At 61.5% G+C, this 18,293-nt stretch carries 14 protein-coding genes and 4 tRNA genes; 16 read left to right on the forward strand and 2 right to left on the reverse strand.

What is annotated here, in order from left to right; translation table 11 throughout:
* The first annotated feature begins 237 nt into the window (after positions 1-237).
* The 11 genes from uvrB (at position 238) to BM300_RS13665 (ending at position 8,340) form a co-directional block, all read left to right on the forward strand.
* Positions 238-2,253 carry an excinuclease ABC subunit UvrB gene (gene uvrB / locus BM300_RS13615; protein ID WP_063320302.1) on the forward strand — a complete coding sequence of 672 codons (2,016 nt, stop codon included), beginning with the start codon at positions 238-240 and terminating at the stop codon, positions 2,251-2,253.
* Positions 2,254-2,477: 224 nt separating this feature from the next.
* Positions 2,478-3,959, forward strand: coding sequence for a glutamate--tRNA ligase (gene gltX, locus BM300_RS13620; RefSeq protein WP_014337445.1), 1,482 nt, complete (start codon positions 2,478-2,480; stop codon positions 3,957-3,959).
* A gap of 146 nt (positions 3,960-4,105) precedes the next feature.
* A tRNA-Ala gene (locus BM300_RS13625) sits at positions 4,106-4,181 on the forward strand.
* A gap of 79 nt (positions 4,182-4,260) precedes the next feature.
* Positions 4,261-4,336: transfer RNA gene (locus BM300_RS13630), tRNA-Glu, on the forward strand.
* Positions 4,337-4,389: 53 nt separating this feature from the next.
* A tRNA-Ala gene (locus BM300_RS13635) sits at positions 4,390-4,465 on the forward strand.
* Positions 4,466-4,540: 75 nt separating this feature from the next.
* Positions 4,541-4,616: transfer RNA gene (locus BM300_RS13640), tRNA-Glu, on the forward strand.
* 181 nt (positions 4,617-4,797) lie between these two features.
* On the forward strand, positions 4,798-5,337 hold the full coding sequence (locus tag BM300_RS13645) for a TetR/AcrR family transcriptional regulator (RefSeq protein WP_092463131.1): 540 nt from the start codon (positions 4,798-4,800) through the stop codon (positions 5,335-5,337).
* 28 nt (positions 5,338-5,365) lie between these two features.
* Positions 5,366-6,199, forward strand: a complete 834-nt coding sequence (locus tag BM300_RS13650) for an alpha/beta fold hydrolase (RefSeq protein WP_092463133.1) — start codon at positions 5,366-5,368, stop codon at positions 6,197-6,199.
* A gap of 45 nt (positions 6,200-6,244) precedes the next feature.
* A complete protein-coding gene (locus BM300_RS13655; RefSeq protein WP_063320305.1) occupies positions 6,245-6,694 on the forward strand; it encodes an acyl-CoA thioesterase in 450 nt (149 codons plus the stop codon).
* A gap of 113 nt (positions 6,695-6,807) precedes the next feature.
* Entirely contained in the window at positions 6,808-7,767 is a 960-nt protein-coding gene (locus BM300_RS13660; protein WP_092463135.1) for a tRNA dihydrouridine synthase, read from the forward strand.
* Positions 7,768-7,887: 120 nt separating this feature from the next.
* Complete coding sequence (locus BM300_RS13665) at positions 7,888-8,340, forward strand: Hsp20 family protein (protein ID WP_063320307.1); 453 nt, start codon at positions 7,888-7,890, stop codon at positions 8,338-8,340.
* Positions 8,341-8,577: 237 nt separating this feature from the next.
* Here BM300_RS13665 and BM300_RS13670 read toward each other — a convergent pair whose 3' ends face one another.
* Entirely contained in the window at positions 8,578-11,856 is a 3,279-nt protein-coding gene (locus BM300_RS13670) for a sensor domain-containing protein (RefSeq protein ID WP_063320308.1), read from the reverse strand.
* A gap of 69 nt (positions 11,857-11,925) precedes the next feature.
* The gene (locus tag BM300_RS13675) at positions 11,926-12,816 is read right to left on the reverse strand and encodes a LysR family transcriptional regulator (RefSeq protein ID WP_092149266.1); all 891 of its coding nucleotides are present in this window, start codon (positions 12,814-12,816) and stop codon (positions 11,926-11,928) included.
* A gap of 157 nt (positions 12,817-12,973) precedes the next feature.
* Here BM300_RS13675 and leuC point away from each other — a divergent pair, with 157 nt between their 5' ends.
* The 5 genes from leuC (at position 12,974) to asd (ending at position 18,263) form a co-directional block, all read left to right on the forward strand.
* Entirely contained in the window at positions 12,974-14,392 is a 1,419-nt protein-coding gene (gene leuC / locus BM300_RS13680; protein WP_092149269.1) for a 3-isopropylmalate dehydratase large subunit, read from the forward strand.
* An 11-nt stretch (positions 14,393-14,403) separates the two neighbouring features.
* Positions 14,404-15,048 (forward strand): 3-isopropylmalate dehydratase small subunit, encoded by a 645-nt coding sequence (gene leuD, locus BM300_RS13685; RefSeq protein WP_003203864.1) that lies wholly within the window; start codon positions 14,404-14,406, stop codon positions 15,046-15,048.
* A 138-nt stretch (positions 15,049-15,186) separates the two neighbouring features.
* On the forward strand, positions 15,187-15,951 hold the full coding sequence (locus BM300_RS13690) for a class I SAM-dependent methyltransferase (protein WP_092412843.1): 765 nt from the start codon (positions 15,187-15,189) through the stop codon (positions 15,949-15,951).
* Positions 15,952-16,013: 62 nt separating this feature from the next.
* Positions 16,014-17,096, forward strand: coding sequence for a 3-isopropylmalate dehydrogenase (leuB, locus tag BM300_RS13695; protein ID WP_063320312.1), 1,083 nt, complete (start codon positions 16,014-16,016; stop codon positions 17,094-17,096).
* A 54-nt stretch (positions 17,097-17,150) separates the two neighbouring features.
* Positions 17,151-18,263: an aspartate-semialdehyde dehydrogenase gene (gene asd / locus BM300_RS13700; RefSeq protein WP_063320313.1), complete on the forward strand. Its 1,113-nt coding sequence runs from the start codon at positions 17,151-17,153 to the stop codon at positions 18,261-18,263.
* The last annotated feature ends 30 nt before the right edge of the window (positions 18,264-18,293 follow it).

The raw sequence follows: 18,293 nt of genomic DNA on the forward strand, positions 1-18,293 counted from the left end.
TCACTCGGCACGGCGACAGGCGATTCGGCTTTCAGGCTAAGTTTTTTCGATTTTTTTCGACCGTTAGTCCTTTCGCCGCGTCAAAGTCTTCAAGGCGTGTAGGACGTTCGTCTTGAAAGCGAAGGCATTCACCTCCACATTGTGTGCATCCCAGCTTTTTCCTCGGGCGACACCCGTCGTTTCGGTCTTTCTCGTTCCTGTCGGCTGGCCGACAGGGGTGAATCCAGAGGTTATGTCATGTCTGAATTCCAGCTAGTCACCCGCTTCCAGCCCGCCGGCGATCAGCCGGAAGCCATCCGCCTGATGGTCGAAGGCATCGAGGCCGGGCTGGCGCACCAGACGTTGCTCGGTGTGACCGGTTCGGGCAAGACCTTCAGCATCGCCAATGTGATCGCCCAGATTCAGCGCCCGACCCTGGTACTAGCGCCGAACAAGACCCTGGCGGCGCAGCTGTACGGCGAGTTCAAGGCGTTTTTCCCGAATAACGCCGTGGAATACTTCGTTTCCTACTACGACTACTACCAGCCCGAGGCCTACGTGCCGTCGTCGGACACCTTCATCGAGAAGGATGCCTCGATCAACGATCACATCGAACAGATGCGACTGTCGGCGACCAAGGCCTTGCTCGAGCGCAAGGACGCGATCATCGTCACCACGGTGTCGTGCATCTACGGCCTGGGCAGCCCGGAAACGTACTTGAAGATGGTGCTGCACGTGGACCGTGGCGACAAACTCGACCAACGCGCCTTGCTGCGGCGCCTGGCGGACTTGCAGTACACCCGCAACGACATGGATTTCGCCCGGGCGACGTTCCGGGTGCGTGGCGATGTGATCGACATCTACCCGGCGGAATCGGACCTGGAAGCGATTCGCATCGAGCTGTTCGACGATGAAGTGGAGAGCCTCTCGGCGTTCGACCCGCTGACCGGTGAAGTGATCCGCAAGTTGCCACGCTTCACGTTCTACCCCAAGAGCCACTATGTGACGCCCCGGGAAACCCTGCTGGACGCCATCGAAGGGATCAAGGTCGAGTTGCAGGAGCGCCTGGAATACCTGCGTTCGAACAACAAGCTGGTGGAAGCCCAGCGTCTGGAGCAGCGGACCCGGTTCGACCTGGAGATGATCCTGGAGCTGGGCTACTGCAACGGCATCGAAAACTACTCGCGCTACCTGTCGGGCCGTCCGGCGGGCGCGCCACCCCCCACCTTGTATGACTACCTGCCAGCCGATGCCCTGCTGGTCATCGACGAGTCCCACGTCAGCGTGCCCCAGGTCGGCGCCATGTACAAGGGCGACCGTTCGCGCAAGGAAACCCTGGTGGAATACGGTTTCCGCCTGCCCTCGGCGCTGGACAACCGGCCGATGCGCTTCGATGAATGGGAAAGCGTCAGTCCGCAGACGATTTTTGTCTCGGCCACGCCCGGCAACTACGAAGCCGAGCATGCCGGGCGGGTGGTCGAGCAAGTGGTGCGACCGACCGGGCTGGTGGACCCGCAAGTCGAGGTGCGCCCGGCGCTGACCCAGGTGGACGACCTGCTCTCGGAAATCTCCAAGCGCGTGGCGCTGGAAGAGCGAGTGCTGGTCACCACGCTGACCAAGCGCATGGCCGAAGACCTTACCGACTACCTGGCCGACCACGGCGTGCGGGTGCGTTACCTGCACTCGGACATCGACACGGTGGAGCGGGTCGAGATCATTCGCGACCTGCGCCTGGGCACTTTCGATGTGTTGGTGGGGATCAACCTGCTGCGCGAAGGCCTGGACATGCCGGAAGTGTCGCTGGTGGCGATTCTCGACGCCGACAAGGAAGGTTTCCTGCGTTCCGAGCGTTCGTTGATCCAGACCATTGGTCGTGCGGCACGTAACCTCAATGGCCGGGCGATTCTGTATGCCGACCGCATCACCGGCTCCATGGAGCGGGCCATCGGCGAGACCGAGCGCCGTCGCGACAAGCAGATCGCCTTCAACCTGGCCAACGGCATTACCCCCAAAGGCGTGTTCAAGGACGTCGCCGACATCATGGAGGGCGCCACCGTGCCCGGCTCGCGCAGCAAGAAGCGCAAGGGCATGGCCAAGGCGGCCGAAGAGAGCGCTCGTTACGAGGCCGAACTGCGCTCGCCAAGCGAAATCACCAAGCGCATCCGTCAATTGGAAGAGAAGATGTACCAGTTGGCCCGGGACCTGGAGTTCGAGGCGGCGGCGCAGTTGCGCGATGAGATTGGCAAGTTGCGCGAGCGTTTGCTGGTTGTCTGAGGTTGTGTGGCGACCTTAAGGGCGTCATCGCGAGCAAGCTCGCCCCCACAGTTCGATCGAATCGCCCAATGATCCCTTGTGGGAGCGGGCTTGCTCGCGATGGGGGCGATTCGGTCTGACGACTGGCGACACAAATCCCGCTCTCACTGGAGCCCGCCCGCCATCGCCTGTTACCATTCGCCCCCTGTTTGATCTTCGCTTTTATATTCTTTCCGAGACATGCCATGACCACCGTCCGCACCCGCATCGCGCCTTCGCCCACTGGCGATCCCCATGTCGGCACCGCCTACATCGCTTTGTTCAACTATTGCTTTGCCAAGCAGCATGGCGGCGAGTTCATTCTGCGGATCGAGGACACCGACCAGTTGCGTTCGACCCGCGAGTCCGAACAGCAGATATTCGACGCCCTGCGCTGGTTGGGGATCGACTGGAGCGAAGGCCCGGACGTCGGCGGCCCGCACGGTCCGTATCGCCAGAGCGAGCGTGGTGACATCTACCAGCAGTATTGCCAGCAACTGGTGGACATGGGGCATGCGTTCCCGTGTTTCTGCACCGCCGAAGAGCTGGACCAGATGCGCGCCGAGCAAATGGCCCGTGGCGAAACCCCGCGCTACGACGGCCGGGCGCTGCTGCTGTCCAAGGAAGAAGTCGCTCGTCGCCTGGCGGCTGGCGAGCCTCATGTGATCCGCATGAAGGTGCCAACCGAAGGCGTCTGCGTGGTGCCGGACATGCTGCGTGGCGATGTCGAGATCCCGTGGGATCGCATGGACATGCAAGTGCTGATGAAGACCGACGGCCTGCCAACGTACTTCCTGGCCAACGTGGTCGACGATCACCTGATGGGCATCACCCACGTCCTGCGCGGTGAAGAGTGGCTGCCGTCGGCGCCGAAACTGATCCTGCTCTACGAATACTTCGGCTGGGAGCAACCACAGCTGTGCTACATGCCGCTGCTGCGTAACCCGGACAAGAGCAAGCTGTCCAAGCGCAAGAACCCGACCTCGGTGACGTTCTACGAGCGCATGGGCTTCATGCCCGAGGCGATGCTCAACTACCTGGGACGCATGGGCTGGTCGATGCCGGACGAGCGCGAGAAGTTCTCGCTGCAGGAAATGGTCGAGCATTTCGATCTGTCGCGCGTGTCCCTGGGCGGGCCGATCTTCGACGTCGAGAAACTGTCGTGGCTCAACGGCCAGTGGCTGCGGGACCTGCCGGTGGAAGAGTTCGCCGCACGTGTGCAGAAGTGGGCGTTGAATCCTGAGTACATGATGAAGATCGCGCCTCATGTGCAGGGCAGGGTAGAGACCTTCAGTCAGATCGCCCCGCTGGCCGGTTTCTTCTTCGCCGGCGGCGTGACGCCGGATGCGAAGTTGTTCGAATCCAAGAAGCTTTCGGGCGACCAGGTGCGCCAGTTGATGCAACTGATCCTGTGGAAGCTCGAAAGCCTGCGTCAGTGGGAGAAGGACAGCATCACCGCGACCATCCAGGCCGTGGTCGAATCGCTGGAGTTGAAACTGCGCGATGCCATGCCGCTGATGTTCGCCGCCATTACTGGCCAGGCCAGTTCGGTGTCGGTGCTCGATGCGATGGAAATCCTCGGGCCGGACCTGACCCGTTTCCGCCTGCGCCAGGCCATCGATCTGCTCGGTGGTGTGTCGAAGAAGGAAAACAAGGAGTGGGAAAAACTGCTGGGCGCGATCGCGTAAGCGTTCAATGAGGCAGGACATACCCCGGTTTTCCGGGGTTTGTCGGTAAGTGATTGTTATCCCGGCAAAAAATTTTCAAATTTGTTGAAAATAAATTTGACAGCCCTCCGATACGCCCTTAAGATTCGCCCCGTCCTCAGCGATGAGGGGCTATAGCTCAGCTGGGAGAGCGCTTGCATGGCATGCAAGAGGTCGACGGTTCGATCCCGTCTAGCTCCACCAATTTACACTTCAGGGCCTGGCCACACCGGTCTTGAAGCGATCAACACTCAGCGTTGATCAGTTGTATAGAAGGGTTTGCGTCCCCTTCGTCTAGTGGCCTAGGACACCGCCCTTTCACGGCGGTAACAGGGGTTCGAGTCCCCTAGGGGACGCCAGTTTTACAGAAGCGATGTTGCAAGATGTCGCTCCGCCGCGAGGCGAAAAATCCGGGGCTATAGCTCAGCTGGGAGAGCGCTTGCATGGCATGCAAGAGGTCGACGGTTCGATCCCGTCTAGCTCCACCAATTACAGGTTCAAGGTCTGGCCACACGGTCCTTGAATCGATCAGTTCTCAGCACTGATCAAGTCAGAAGGTTTGTGTCCCCTTCGTCTAGTGGCCTAGGACACCGCCCTTTCACGGCGGTAACAGGGGTTCGAGTCCCCTAGGGGACGCCACGATTACCCGCTCTGCGGGATTTTATAAGGGTCATTCAATTCTTGAATGGCCCTTTTGTTTGTCTGGCGTTCGGCCAATTCCCTTGTCCTTGAAAATAGACTTCTGACCGGCGGTCAAAATTTCCGCTTGCGGAAAATTATTATAGGAATAATATTTCAATCGTAATATTCGGAGGCGACGATGAGCGATAAAAAGGCACAAACCCGTGAACGCATTCTCAAGGCCGCCAGCGACGCGCTGATCCAGCGTGGGCCGGCTGAGCCGAGCGTGGGCGAGGTGATGGGCGCGGCCGGCCTGACGGTGGGCGGTTTTTATGCCCATTTCGAAAGCAAGGAGGCCTTGATGCTGGAGGCATTCAAGCACTTGCTCAGCCGGCGTCGCGGCCTGATCGCCGACATGGATGGCGAGCTGACAGGCGAAGAGCGGCGCGCCCTGGTGGCGGCGTTCTATCTGTCGCGCAAGCACCGCGATTCCACCGAAAACGCTTGTCCGATCCCGGCGTCGGTCGGCGAGCTCGGCCGGCTGCCGGATGCGTTCCGTGAGGTACTCAATGAGCATATCGAGCTGATGACCGCGCAATTGGCGGCCAGCCCGGAAGACGCCGACAAAGTCTTGGCCGACATTGCCTTGATGGTGGGTGGCCTGGCCCTGGCACGGGCATTGGGCCCGGGAGAGTTGTCGGATCGTTTGCTGCGCGCCGCCAAGTCGGCGGTGCGATGAGCTAAGGCGCAAGCCCTGGAGATGAGCGATGAACAGGTTGAGCTGGATTCGTAGCGTCAATGGCACGCTTGGTTGGGTGGCTCCGCGCCTGGTAGCGAAGAAGATGCGTGGGATGTTCATGCAGCCCCGGAACCTGCCGCCCCGCGACTGGGAGTTGCCGCTGCTGGCCAGTTCTGAGCGCATCACCTTGCGTTTCGGTCTGTCGGCGTTACGTTGGGGCAGGGGCCCGGTCGTCCTGCTGATGCACGGCTGGGAAGGGCGGCCCACTCAGTTCGGGGCGTTGATCACTGCGTTGGTGGACGCCGGCTACATGGTGGTGGCGCTGGACGGCCCGGCCCATGGTCGCTCTCCTGGTCGCGAGGCGAATGTCTTGCTGTTCGCCAGGGCCATGCTTGAAGCAGCGGCTGAATTACCGCCGCTGCAAGCCGTGATCGGGCATTCCATGGGCGGTGCCAGTGCCATGCTGGCGGTTCAGTTGGGGTTGCGTACCGAGACCCTGGTCAGTGTTGCCGCGCCCGGCCGCATTCTTGGCGTGTTGCGCGGGTTTGCCCGAATGATGGGGTTACCACCCAAGGCACGTTCGGCCTTCATTCGCGAAGTGGAGCGTGACGTCGGCATGCGGGCCGCAAAGATGGACGTCTCCCACTACCAGCTGGATCTGCCTGGGCTGATCGTCCATGCCGAGGACGACACATTCGTCTCGGTCAAGGAATCGCAACTGATCCACGAAGCCTGGTTCGACAGCCGCTTGCTGCGATTGCCCGAGGGTGGGCACCAGCGGGTGCTGGCCGATCCTCGTGTCATTGATGGGGTGTTATCACTGCTGGCCGGGCGCAGCCTGCAAGCGCGGCAATCGGCTTGATCATCCGTTACACTGCCCCGATCCACATTCGACCGGGAGAGGGGCATGGGCTGGGATCGCGCAACACCGTTCATTATTGATCTTCAGGTAAATGCCGAAGACATCGACGGGCTGGGGCACGCCAACAACGCGGTGTACGTTACCTGGCTCGAGCGCTGTGCCTGGCGTCATTCCCAGCGCCTGGGGCTGGATCTGGTGGAGTACCGGCGCCTCGACCGGGCCATGGCAGTGGTGCGGCATGAAATCGATTACCTGGCAGCCGCCTATGAAGGCGACGAGCTGCAATTGGCGACCTGGATCGTCGACTGGGACCAGCGGTTGAAGATGACCCGGCATTTCCAGCTGATTCGGCCAAGCGACAACACTACGTTGCTGCGGGCCCAGACCACCTTCGTTTGCATCGAACTGTCCACTGGCCGGCCCAAGCGTATGCCGCAGGAATTCATCGAGGGTTATGGTCCCGCCCTGGAACCGTCCGGCATCCTCGTGGACTGATCCACCGCCATCGCGAGCAAGCTCAGCTCCCACAGGGATTGATGGTGAATTCCGATGTCATGGGCAAAATCCGGTAAACTGCCGCACGTTTTTTCCTTGAGTGTGTCTTTTTCATGCAAATTGCCCTGGCGCCCATGGAGGGGTTGGTCGACAACATCCTGCGGGATGTCCTGACCCGTGTTGGCGGGATCGACTGGTGTGTCACCGAGTTCATCCGTGTCAACGACCGCCTGCTCACGCCGGCCTATTTCCATAAGCTCGCCCCTGAGTTGCTGACCGGTGCCCAGACGGCTGCCGGCGTGCCGTTGCGGGTGCAGTTGCTCGGTTCCGATCCGGTGTGCCTGGCGGAAAACGCGGCGTTGGCGTGCGAGTTGGGTTCCCAGGTTATCGATCTGAACTTCGGTTGCCCGGCCAAGACCGTGAACAAATCCCGGGGTGGGGCGGTGTTGCTCAAGGAACCGGAGTTGCTCAACCAGATCGTCGAACACGTGCGCCGCGCGGTGCCCAGGCATATCCCCGTTACCGCCAAGATGCGCCTGGGTTTCGATAGTCCGGACGGTGCGCTGGTGTGTGCCACGGCGCTGGCCGAAGGTGGCGCGGCGCATATCGTGGTGCATGCGCGGACCAAGGTCGACGGCTACAAGCCTCCGGCCCACTGGGAGTGGATTCCGCGGGTGCAGGAAGTGGTCAAGGTGCCGGTGTTCGCCAACGGCGATATCTGGAGCGTGGACGACTGGCGCCGTTGCCGCGAAATAAGCGGTGTCGAAGACATCATGCTCGGTCGCGGTCTCGTTTCCCGTCCTGACCTGGCCCGGCAGATCGCCGCCGCTCGAGCCGGTGAGGAGGTGGTCGAGATGTCCTGGGTCGAACTGCAGCCGATGCTCCACGACTTCTGGGTGCAAGTGGTCGAGCAACTGACACCGCGCCAGGCCCCGGGCCGGTTGAAGCAGTGGCTGGCGATGCTGATTCGCAATTACCCCGAAGCGGTGGCGCTGTTTAGCGCTTTGCGCCGGGAAACCGACCTGGACGCGGTGGGCCATTTGCTGGGTGTGCAGCGCACCGAAGCGGCCTGAAAAAAATTTCAGAAAAAGCTCTTGAAAAGTTTTTGGCGGTCCCTAGATAAGGGTTACGCGATGCCGAATTCGGGTCGCGGAGACAAAAAAACTTGCTGAATTTTTCAGGAGATTTGAATCATGAGTACTGCATTTTCGCTGGCCCCTCTGTTCCGTTCCTCGGTAGGTTTCGACCGTTTCAATGACTTGTTCGAAACCGCCCTGCGCAACGAGCCGGGCAGCAGCTATCCACCCTACAACGTGGAAAAACATGGTGATGACGAGTACCGCATCGTGGTCGCCGCCGCCGGGTTCCAGGAAGAAGACCTGGACCTGCAAGTGGAAAAAGGTGTGCTGACCATCAGTGGTGGCAAACGTGAAGCCAGTAACGACAGCGTCACCTACCTGCACCAGGGCATCGCCCAGCGTGCGTTCAAGCTGTCCTTCCGGTTGGCCGACCATATCGAGATCAAGTCCGCCGGCCTGCGTAACGGTCTGTTGAGCATCGACCTGCTGCGAGTGGTTCCGGAAGAGGCGAAAGCCAAGCGCATCCCGATCAACGGTGCGCAGCAGCAACCTGCGCTGCAAAACTGATGCATCGCAACTGAAGAAGGGCGCCAGATGGCGCCCTTTTTCATTTTGCAGATCAGTGGAGGATTAATTGTGGTGAGGGGATTTATCCCCGCTGGGCTGCGAAGCGGCCCCAAAACCAGCCGCCTCGGTATGTCAGGTGGGTCAGTGTCGTTCAATTCCTTTGGGGCTGCTGCGCAGCCCAACGGGGATAAATCCCCTCGCCACAGTGTCATGGACAAGGGTTTGTTTCATAGCGTATTACGGCAACAACCGCTCAAACGCCTCCAGCGGCAGCGGTCGGCTATGCAAATAACCCTGGTATAGATGGCAATCGAGCCCTTGCAGGAAGTGCAATTGCTCCAGCGTCTCCACGCCTTCGGCAATCATGATCAGGTTGAGGCTGCGGGCCATGGCGACGATGGCGCGGATGATTTCGGCGTCGTTGGGGTCGCTGGTGGCGTCGCGCACGAATGACTGGTCGATTTTCAGCGTGTCCACCGGCAGGCGCTTGAGGTAGGTCAGCGACGAATAACCGGTGCCGAAATCATCCATGGCGAAGCTCACCCCCAGTTTCTTGAGCCGGCGCATCTTGGCAATGGTGTCGTCCAGGTTCTGGATCACGATGCCTTCGGTGATCTCCAGTTTCAGCAGGGAGAAGGGCAGGCCATGAGTGACGAGGCTATTTTCGATGCGTTCGACAAAGTCGCTCTGGCGGAATTGCCGTGGGCTGATGTTCACGCACAGGCTGAATTGCTGGGGATCGATCTTGCCCTTGGCGATCAGTTGCTTGAAGCCGTCGCAGGCTTCATCGAGGATCCAGGTCCCGACTTCCAGGATCAGGCCACTGTCCTCCAGCACTTTGATGAATTCGTTAGGCGATTGGGCGCCCAGGTCCGGGTGGTGCCAGCGCACCAGGGCTTCGGCGCCGATGATGCGGTTGTCCCGGGCATCGACCTGAGGCTGGAAATGCACGCTGAACTCGCCACGGGCCAGGGCAAGGCGCAGATCGGTCTCCATGCGCAGTCGTTCGCTGGCGGCTTTTTGCATGGTGGTGTGAAACATCTGCGAGGTGTTGCGCCCTGAGTCCTTGGCGCGGTACAGCGCAATGTCGGCGCGCTTGAGCAAATCGGTGGGCGTGGAACCGTGGTCGGGAATCAGCGCTATACCGATGCTCGGCGTGACCTGCAGTCGCTGGCCATCGAGGAACATCGGCTCCGAGAGCAATTCGCGCAGGGTGTTGGCCAGGGTCTGCACTTGCTTGCTGACATCGCTGCGCGAGCCTTCCAGGCCGCTGAGCAGCACCACGAACTCATCGCCACCCAGCCGTGCGACGGTGTCTTCCAGGCGCACGCTGGCCTCCAGGCGTGCGGTGATGATCTTCAGCACGGTGTCGCCCACCGGGTGACCGAGGGAGTCGTTGATGTGCTTGAAGTGATCCAGATCGAGAAACAGCAGGGCGCCGCGCAAGTTGTGGCGCTTGAGCAGGGCGATCTGCTGGCTCAGCCGGTCCATCAGCAAGGCGCGGTTGGGCAGGTTGGTCAGCGGGTCGTGGTAGGCCAGGTGGCGGATCTGGGCTTCGGCATTGCGCAGCAGGCTCACGTCCCGGGCGGTCAGCAGCAGGCACGCCGTTTCATTGAGGGTGATGGGCTCGACCGAGACCTCCACCGTAAGGATTTCCCCCCGTTTATTGCGCCCGAGCATCTCCTGGTGAACGACGCGGCCCTTGAGTCGCAGTTCGGCCAGCAAGGCGGCTCGCTGTTTTTCTTCGGCCCAGATCCCCACTTCGTAGACGGTGTGCCCGATCACTTCGTCGGCGCGGTAGCCGGTCAGCCGGCAGAAGCCGTCGTTGACCTCGAGGTAGCGACCGCTTTCGAGCTCGGTGATGGTGATGGCGTCGGGGCTGGAATGAAACGCCTTGGCGAATTTCTCTTCACTGGCCTTGAGGGCGGCTTCGGAGCGTTGTTGCTGCGTGATGTCCCGCAAGGTCGTGACGATGCAGGGCTGGTTGCCGACGTTGATTTGCCGGCTGGAAATCACACAGGTCAATGGCTGGCCGTTCTTATGGTGAACGACGATGGCGACATTGTTCAGCGATTGTTCGCGGATCACCCGTTCGATGCGTTGCAGGCTGCTGCCCGAGGCATCCCATAGGCCGATTTCGTCGGCGTCGAGACCAATCACGTCGCTGGCGGTCCAGCCGAAGGTCTGGGTGAAACTGGAATTGATCTCAAGGAACCGGCCGCTGTCCTGGTGAGTGACGCAGATGGGGTCGGGGCTGACCTGGAACAGTGTGGCGAATTTTTCCTCCGAGGCGGCCAGGCTCTGTTCGCGCTCCACCTGGTCGGTGATGTCGAGCAAGGTGCCGGCCATGCGCAAGGGGCTGCCGTCGTCGTTGCGGTAGAGGCGGGCGCGGCTTTCCAGGTAGCGCGAGCTGCCGTCCGGCAGTTGCACGCGGTAGGTCAACTGATAGTTGCCCGCCGGGCCTTCGCGCAGGCTGCGATAGGCATTGCGCATGTTGTTGCGTTCTTCAGTGGGGACGCCTTCGAAAAACGCATCGAACGATTCGTGGAACGGCTTGGGCTCCAGGCCATGGAGCTGCGCGGCCCGGGCCGAGCCGTAGAGCATGCCGCTGGGAATGTGCCAGTCCCAGGTGCCCAGTTGCGCCGAGTCGAGGGCCAGGTCCAGGCGTTCCTGGCTGTCCTTGAGGGCCTGTTCGGCGAGTTTGTGCTCGGTGGTGTCGAGGAAGGTACTCAACAGGTAGGGCTGGCCCTCCAGCTCGACTTTCTGTGCGCTGAGCAGGCCGGTGTGGATCTGGCCGTTGCTGGCCCGCAGTTCCACCTCCATGCTCGCCAGTTCGCCCCTGGCCTTGATGACCTCCAACAGTTTTACCCGTTGCCCGGGGTCGACCCACAGGCCCAGTTCCAGGGTGGTCCGGCCAATCACATCGTGCAGCGGCCAGCCGAACAGGCTTTCGAAATACTGGTTGGCCTCGCTGATCATCCCGTCTTCCTGGCGGGTCAGCAGCACCATGTTCGGGCTCAGGTGGAACAGCGTGGCAAAGCGCTTTTCCGAACTGCGCAGCGCCTGTTCCCGCTCGCGCTGATGGGTGATTTCGCGGATCACCCCGATCATGCGCGGGCGCCCGTGCTTGTCGGGCAGCACGCTGCCGCTGATCTCCAGCCAGTGCAGGCTGCCATCGGGCCAGACGATGCGGTGGTGCATGGCCTGTTCCAGCGGCGCTCCGGCCACTGCCGCGTGAAAGGCGCGCACGGCCCGGGCCCGGTCTTCGGGTAGTAACAGGTCCAGATAATCCACATCCGCTGGCAATGGCTGCCGCGGATCGAAGCCGAACAGCGCCTGGGTGCCCCGGGACCAGCTGATCTGTCCGCTGTCGATGTCCCACGACCAGGCCCCCAGCCGTGCACCGTTCAGGGCGGCCAGCAACTGCTGCGCGCTGTCCCAGCTTTGTTCGGACCGTTTCGGGTCGAGCGCCTGGATGCGTGGCAAGGGCGGAAGGTGGTCAGCGGGTTTGGGCATTATCTCGCGAGCCTTGAGCGGGTTTGGGCATAAAGCACAAGCGTTCGGGCCCTACAGGCGCGGCACAACCTATGCCCTTGTCCCTGGCAAATCGATTTGTGCGTCCAGTAAGGCCATGAAAGCCCGTGCGGCATTCGATAGCGTCCGTTCGGTGTGCAAGATATAGCCTAGCTGGCGACTGAGTTGTATGCCCGGCAAAGGAATGCGCGCCACCTGTTCGTCGAGCATGGTGCGGGGCAAGACGCTCCAGGCCAGGCCGATGGAGACCATCATTTTTATGGTTTCCAGGTAATTCGTGCTCATGGCGATGTTCGGCGTCAGGCCCTGGGCTTCGAACAGCCGTTGCACGATGTGATGGGTAAACGTGTTGCCCCCCGGGAAAACCGCTGGATGCAAGGCAACGTCCGCCAGGCTGACCGCGCCGTTTTCCAGCAGCGCATGCTCCGGGGCGACCACGAAATCCAGGGGGTCGTCCCACACTGGCTTGGCCCGTACCAGCGTATGGGGTTCGGGGGCGAGGGTGATGACGGCCAGTTCCGCCCGACCATGGAGGATTTCTTCGTAGGCCACTTCCGAATCCAGGAACTGGATATCCAGCGCCACCTGGGGGTAGCGTCGGGTGAATTCCCGCAATAACGGCGGTAGGCGGTGCAGGCCTATGTGGTGGCTGGTGGCGAGTGTCAGGCGCCCTGTCACTTCGCCGGTCAGGTTGGTCAGGGCGCGGCGGGTGTCGTCCAGCACGTTGAGGATCTGATAGGCCCGAGGCAACAGGGCCCGGCCCGCCTCGGTCAGGCCCACTTCACGACCGAGACGGTCGAACAGGCGTACTTTGAGCTGTTGTTCGAGGCCGGCAATGCGCTTGCTGATGGCCGGCTGGGTCAGGTGCAAGCGTTCGCCGGCGCCGGAGAAACTGCCCGTCTCGGCGATGGCTATAAAGGCATTGAGGTTGGCGAGGTCCATGGCGGTTCCGGTTGAATTCCAGTTGGTTATGCAAAGTATGAAAAATATGAATTTGAGTTATTTAATGTAACCCCATAGGATCAGCCTCACAAGCCAAGGGGTTATTGATTCGTTCAGGGCCCGGGGCATAGAAACAAGCTGATGAGGAAACCGTCTGATGGCCGGCAAAACGCTCTACGACAAGCTCTGGGATTCGCATTTGGTCAAGCAGCGCGACGATGGCTCGGCGCTGATCTATATCGACCGTCACATCATTCATGAAGTGACGTCGCCGCAAGCCTTCGAAGGCCTGCGCCTGGCCGGGCGCAAGCCTTGGCGTATCGATGCCAACATCGCGACCCCGGACCACAACGTACCTACCACCCCGGAGCGCAAGGGCGGCATCGAAGCCATTGTCGACCAGGTCTCGCGCCTGCAGGTCCAGACCCTCGACGATAACTGTGACGAATACGGCATCGTTGAATTCAAGATGAATGATGTGCGTCAGGGCATCGTCCACGTCATCGGCCCGGAGCAGGGCGCGACCTTGCCTGGCATGACCGTGGTCTGCGGTGACTCGCACACCTCGACCCACGGTGCTTTCGGCGCCCTGGCCCATGGCATCGGCACCTCCGAGGTGGAGCATGTGCTTGCCACCCAGTGCCTGGTCGCCAAGAAAATGAAAAACATGCTGGTGCGCGTCGAGGGCAAGTTGCCGTTCGGCGTGACCGCCAAGGACATCGTCCTGGCGGTGATCGGCAAGATCGGCACCGCCGGCGGTAACGGCCATGCCATCGAGTTCGCGGGCAGCGCGATCCGTGACTTGTCCGTCGAAGGCCGCATGACCATCTGCAACATGTCCATCGAGGCCGGTGCCCGCGTGGGCCTGGTGGCCGCCGATGAAAAAACCGTGGAATACGTCAAGGGCCGTCCGTTCGCCCCGAAAGGCGCCGAATGGGACATGGCGGTCGAGGCCTGGAAAGACCTGGTCTCCGACGCCGATGCCAAGTTCGACACCGTGGTCGAGCTCGACGCAACGCAGATCAAGCCGCAAGTCAGCTGGGGCACTTCGCCTGAGATGGTGTTGGCGGTGGACCAGAACGTACCGGATCCGGCCAAGGAAATGGACTTGGTCAAGCGCGACTCCATCGTCCGCGCCTTGAAATACATGGGCTTGAGCGCCAACCAGGCGATCACTGATATTCAGCTCGACCGCGTGTTCATCGGCTCCTGCACCAACTCGCGGATCGAAGACCTGCGCGCCGCAGCAGTGATCGCCAAGGGCCGCAAAGTCGCCTCGACCATCAAGCAGGCCATCGTGGTACCGGGCTCGGGCCTGGTGAAGGCCCAGGCGGAAGCAGAAGGGCTGGACAAGATTTTCCTCGAAGCTGGTTTCGAATGGCGGGAGCCGGGCTGCTCGATGTGCCTGGCGATGAACCCGGACCGTTTGGAGTCGGGCGAACATTGCGCCTCCACCTCCAACCGTAACTTCGAAGGCCGTCAGGGCGCCGGTGGCCGTACGCACCTGGTGAGCCCGGCCATGGCCGCGGCGGCGGCTGTCAACGGCCGTTTCGTCGACGTCCGCGAATTGATCTGAAGGAGCGCAGCATGAAAGCTTTTACCCAGCACACCGGTCTTGTCGCGCCTTTGGATCGTGCCAACGTCGACACCGACCAGATCATTCCCAAGCAGTTCCTGAAGTCCATCAAGCGCACCGGCTTCGGCCCGAACCTGTTCGACGAGTGGCGCTACCTGGATGTCGGCCAGCCGTACCAGGACAACTCCAAGCGCCCATTGAACAAGGATTTCGTGCTCAACGCCGAGCGTTACCAAGGCGCCAGCGTGCTGCTGGCCCGTGAGAACTTCGGCTGCGGCTCGAGCCGTGAGCATGCGCCATGGGCCCTGGAAGAGTACGGTTTCCGCAGCATCATCGCGCCGAGCTATGCCGACATTTTCTTCAACAACAGCTTCAAGAACGGTTTGCTGCCGATCATCCTCAGCGATGCTGACGTGGATGAGCTGTTCCAGCAGGTCGAGGCCAACCCGGGCTATCAGTTGCAGATCGACCTGGCCGCCCAGACCGTGACCCGTCCCGACGGCAAGGTGCTGGGTTTCGAGATCGACGCGTTCCGCAAGCATTGCCTGCTCAACGGCCTGGACGATATCGGCCTGACTTTGCAGGACGGCGAGGCGATTGCTGCGTTCGAGGCCAAGCACCGGGCGAGCCAGCCTTGGTTGTTTCGCGATGCTTGATTTTGCGTAAGGCGTAAAGACACCATCGCGAGCAAGCTCGCTCCCACATTGGATTTGCGGCGTTCACAAAGCCCCCGTGGGAGCGAGCTTGCTCGCGATGGGGCCGGCCCAGGCAAGACAAAACCACAAGGACATCCCATGACCAGCACCGCCCACAGTCAGGTTGTACAAAAGCAATTCGGTGAACAGGCCTCGGCCTATCTGAGCAGTGCCGTGCACGCCCAGGGTGCTGAATTCGCGCTGCTACAAGCTGCATTGGCCGGTCGTGGCGATGCCCGGGTGCTGGACCTGGGGTGCGGTGCCGGCCATGTGAGTTTCCACGTGGCGCCGCTGGCCGGTGAAGTAGTGGCTTATGATTTGTCCCAGCAGATGCTCGACGTGGTTGCCACGGCGGCTGCCGAGCGTGGCTTGGGTAATATCGGCACGGTACGGGGCGCCGCCGAGCACCTGCCGTTCGCCGACGCTGAGTTCGACTTCGTGTTCAGCCGTTACTCGGCGCATCATTGGAGCGATCTGGGCCTGGCCTTGCGGGAAGTGCGTAGGGTGCTCAAGCCGGGCGGCGTGGCGGCGTTCATCGATGTCCTGTCGCCTGGCGCGCCGTTGCTGGACACGTACCTGCAAAGCGTCGAAGTGCTGCGCGACACCAGCCATGTACGCGATTATTCGGCCGGTGAGTGGTTGCGGCAGGTCAGCGAGGCGGGGCTGCACACCCGCAGTACTTCGCGTCAGCGCCTGCGCCTGGAGTACCGCTCGTGGGTCGAGCGCATGCGTACCCCCGAGGTGATGCGGGCGGCGATTCTCCAGCTGCAGCGCTCGATGGGCGACGAAGTGCGTGAATATTTTCAGATTGAGGCCGATGGTTCGTTCAGTACAGATGTACTGGTGCTGTGGGCCGAGCGATAGCATTTTTCCCGGCCCGCCAGGGACACAAAGCCTGGCGCGCCGATAGCGCAAACGAGGAACGCATGAGCAAGCAGATTCTGATTCTCCCCGGTGACGGTATTGGCCCGGAAATCATGGCCGAAGCGGTCAAGGTCCTGGAGCTGGCAAACGACAAGTATGGCCTTGGCTTCGAACTCAGCCACGACGTGATCGGCGGCGCCGCCATCGACAAGCACGGCGTGCCCCTGGCCGATGAAACCCTGGACCGTGCCCGTGCAGCCGATGCCGTGCTGTTGGGTGCCGTGGGCGGCCCGAAGTGGGACAAGATCGAACGCGACATCCGTCCTGAGCGCGGCCTGCTGAAGATTCGCGCGCAACTGGGCCTGTTCGGCAACCTGCGTCCGGCGATTCTTTATCCGCAACTGGCCGATGCGTCGAGCCTGAAGCCGGAAATCGTCTCGGGCCTGGACATCCTCATCGTCCGCGAGTTGACCGGTGGTATCTATTTCGGCGCCCCGCGTGGCACTCGTGAGCTGGAAAATGGCGAGCGCCAGGCCTACGACACCCTGCCGTACAGCGAAAGCGAAATCCGCCGTATCGCCCGGGTCGGCTTCGACATGGCTCGCGTGCGTGGCAAGAAGCTGTGCTCGGTGGACAAGGCCAACGTACTGGCTTCCAGCCAACTGTGGCGTGAAGTGGTCGAGCAGGTGGCCAAGGATTACCCGGACATCGAACTGAGCCACATGTACGTCGACAACGCCGCCATGCAACTGGTGCGTGCGCCGAAGCAGTTCGACGTGATCGTCACCGACAACATGTTCGGCGACATCCTGTCCGACGAAGCGTCGATGCTCACCGGCTCCATCGGCATGCTGCCGTCGGCTTCCCTGGATGCCAACAACAAGGGCATGTACGAGCCGTGCCACGGTTCGGCGCCGGACATCGCCGGACAGGGCATTGCCAACCCGTTGGCGACCATCCTGTCGGTGTCGATGATGCTGCGCTACAGCTTCAACTTGAACGATGCCGCCGACGCGATCGAAAAAGCCGTCAGTGTGGTCCTGGACCAAGGCTTGCGCACCGGTGACATCTGGTCGCAAGGTTGTACCAAAGTCGGTACGCAGCAAATGGGCGATGCAGTAGTCGCCGCGCTGCGGAATCTGTAATCTTTCGGGCCCACCGCTCCGACGGTGGCCCACTTTTGTATAGGTGTAGTTGCGATGAAACGTGTAGGTCTGATCGGTTGGCGCGGCATGGTCGGTTCCGTGCTCATGCAGCGAATGCTGGAAGAGCAGGATTTCGATCTCATTGAGCCGGTGTTTTTCACCACTTCCAATGTCGGTGGCCAGGGCCCGTCCGTGGGCAAGGACATCGGTGCGCTCAAGGATGCCTACAGCATCGAAGAGCTCAAGACCCTCGACGTGATCCTGACCTGCCAGGGTGGCGACTACACCAGCGAAGTCTTCCCCAAGCTGCGTGAAGCCGGCTGGCAGGGTTACTGGATCGACGCCGCTTCCAGCCTGCGCATGCAGGACGACGCGGTGATCATCCTCGACCCGGTCAACCGCAAGGTCATCGACCAGCAGCTGGACGCGGGCACCAAGAACTACATCGGCGGCAACTGCACCGTCAGCCTGATGCTGATGGGCCTGGGCGGCCTGTTCGAAGCCGGTCTGGTGGAATGGATGAGCGCCATGACCTACCAGGCGGCGTCCGGTGCCGGCGCGCAGAACATGCGCGAGCTGATCAAACAGATGGGCGCCACCCACGCCGCCGTCGCCGATGACCTGGCCAACCCGGCCAGCGCGATCCTCGACATCGACCGCAAGGTCGCCGAGGCGATGCGCAGCGATGCCTACCCGACCGAGAACTTCGGCGTACCGCTGGCCGGCAGCCTGATCCCCTGGATCGACAAGGAACTGCCTAACGGCCAGAGCCGCGAAGAGTGGAAGGCCCAGGCCGAAACCAACAAGATCCTCGGTCGCTTCAAGAGCCCGATCCCGGTGGACGGCATCTGCGTGCGCATCGGCGCCATGCGCTGCCACAGCCAGGCGCTGACCATCAAGCTGAACAAAGACGTGCCGATCGCCGACATCGAAGGGCTGATCAGCCAGCACAACCCTTGGGTCAAGCTGGTGCCGAACAACCGCGAAATCAGCATGCAGGAGCTGAGCCCGACCAAGGTCACCGGCACCCTGAACGTACCGGTGGGCCGTCTGCGCAAACTGAACATGGGTTCGCAGTTCGTCGGTGCCTTCACCGTCGGCGACCAACTGCTGTGGGGCGCGGCCGAACCGCTGCGTCGCATGCTGCGGATCCTGCTCGAACGTTGATCGATTGCTGCTGTGAAAGAACCCGTGCCT

This window comes from Pseudomonas sp. NFACC46-3 (assembly GCF_900114515.1).
GTDB lineage: Bacteria > Pseudomonadota > Gammaproteobacteria > Pseudomonadales > Pseudomonadaceae > Aquipseudomonas > Aquipseudomonas fluorescens_Q.

Coding starts and splice junctions, on each gene's coding strand:
- uvrB (WP_063320302.1), top strand. CDS start 238: ATGTCTGAATTCCAGCTAGTCACCCGCTTCCAGCCCGCCGGCGATCAG.
- leuD (WP_003203864.1), top strand. CDS start 14,404: ATGAAAGCTTTTACCCAGCACACCGGTCTTGTCGCGCCTTTGGATCGT.
- BM300_RS13665 (WP_063320307.1), top strand. CDS start 7,888: ATGAGTACTGCATTTTCGCTGGCCCCTCTGTTCCGTTCCTCGGTAGGT.
- BM300_RS13655 (WP_063320305.1), top strand. CDS start 6,245: ATGGGCTGGGATCGCGCAACACCGTTCATTATTGATCTTCAGGTAAAT.
- leuC (WP_092149269.1), top strand. CDS start 12,974: ATGGCCGGCAAAACGCTCTACGACAAGCTCTGGGATTCGCATTTGGTC.
- asd (WP_063320313.1), top strand. CDS start 17,151: ATGAAACGTGTAGGTCTGATCGGTTGGCGCGGCATGGTCGGTTCCGTG.
- BM300_RS13670 (WP_063320308.1), bottom strand. CDS start 11,856: ATGCCCAAACCCGCTGACCACCTTCCGCCCTTGCCACGCATCCAGGCG.
- leuB (WP_063320312.1), top strand. CDS start 16,014: ATGAGCAAGCAGATTCTGATTCTCCCCGGTGACGGTATTGGCCCGGAA.
- gltX (WP_014337445.1), top strand. CDS start 2,478: ATGACCACCGTCCGCACCCGCATCGCGCCTTCGCCCACTGGCGATCCC.
- BM300_RS13645 (WP_092463131.1), top strand. CDS start 4,798: ATGAGCGATAAAAAGGCACAAACCCGTGAACGCATTCTCAAGGCCGCC.
- BM300_RS13650 (WP_092463133.1), top strand. CDS start 5,366: ATGAACAGGTTGAGCTGGATTCGTAGCGTCAATGGCACGCTTGGTTGG.
- BM300_RS13660 (WP_092463135.1), top strand. CDS start 6,808: ATGCAAATTGCCCTGGCGCCCATGGAGGGGTTGGTCGACAACATCCTG.
- BM300_RS13690 (WP_092412843.1), top strand. CDS start 15,187: ATGACCAGCACCGCCCACAGTCAGGTTGTACAAAAGCAATTCGGTGAA.
- BM300_RS13675 (WP_092149266.1), bottom strand. CDS start 12,816: ATGGACCTCGCCAACCTCAATGCCTTTATAGCCATCGCCGAGACGGGC.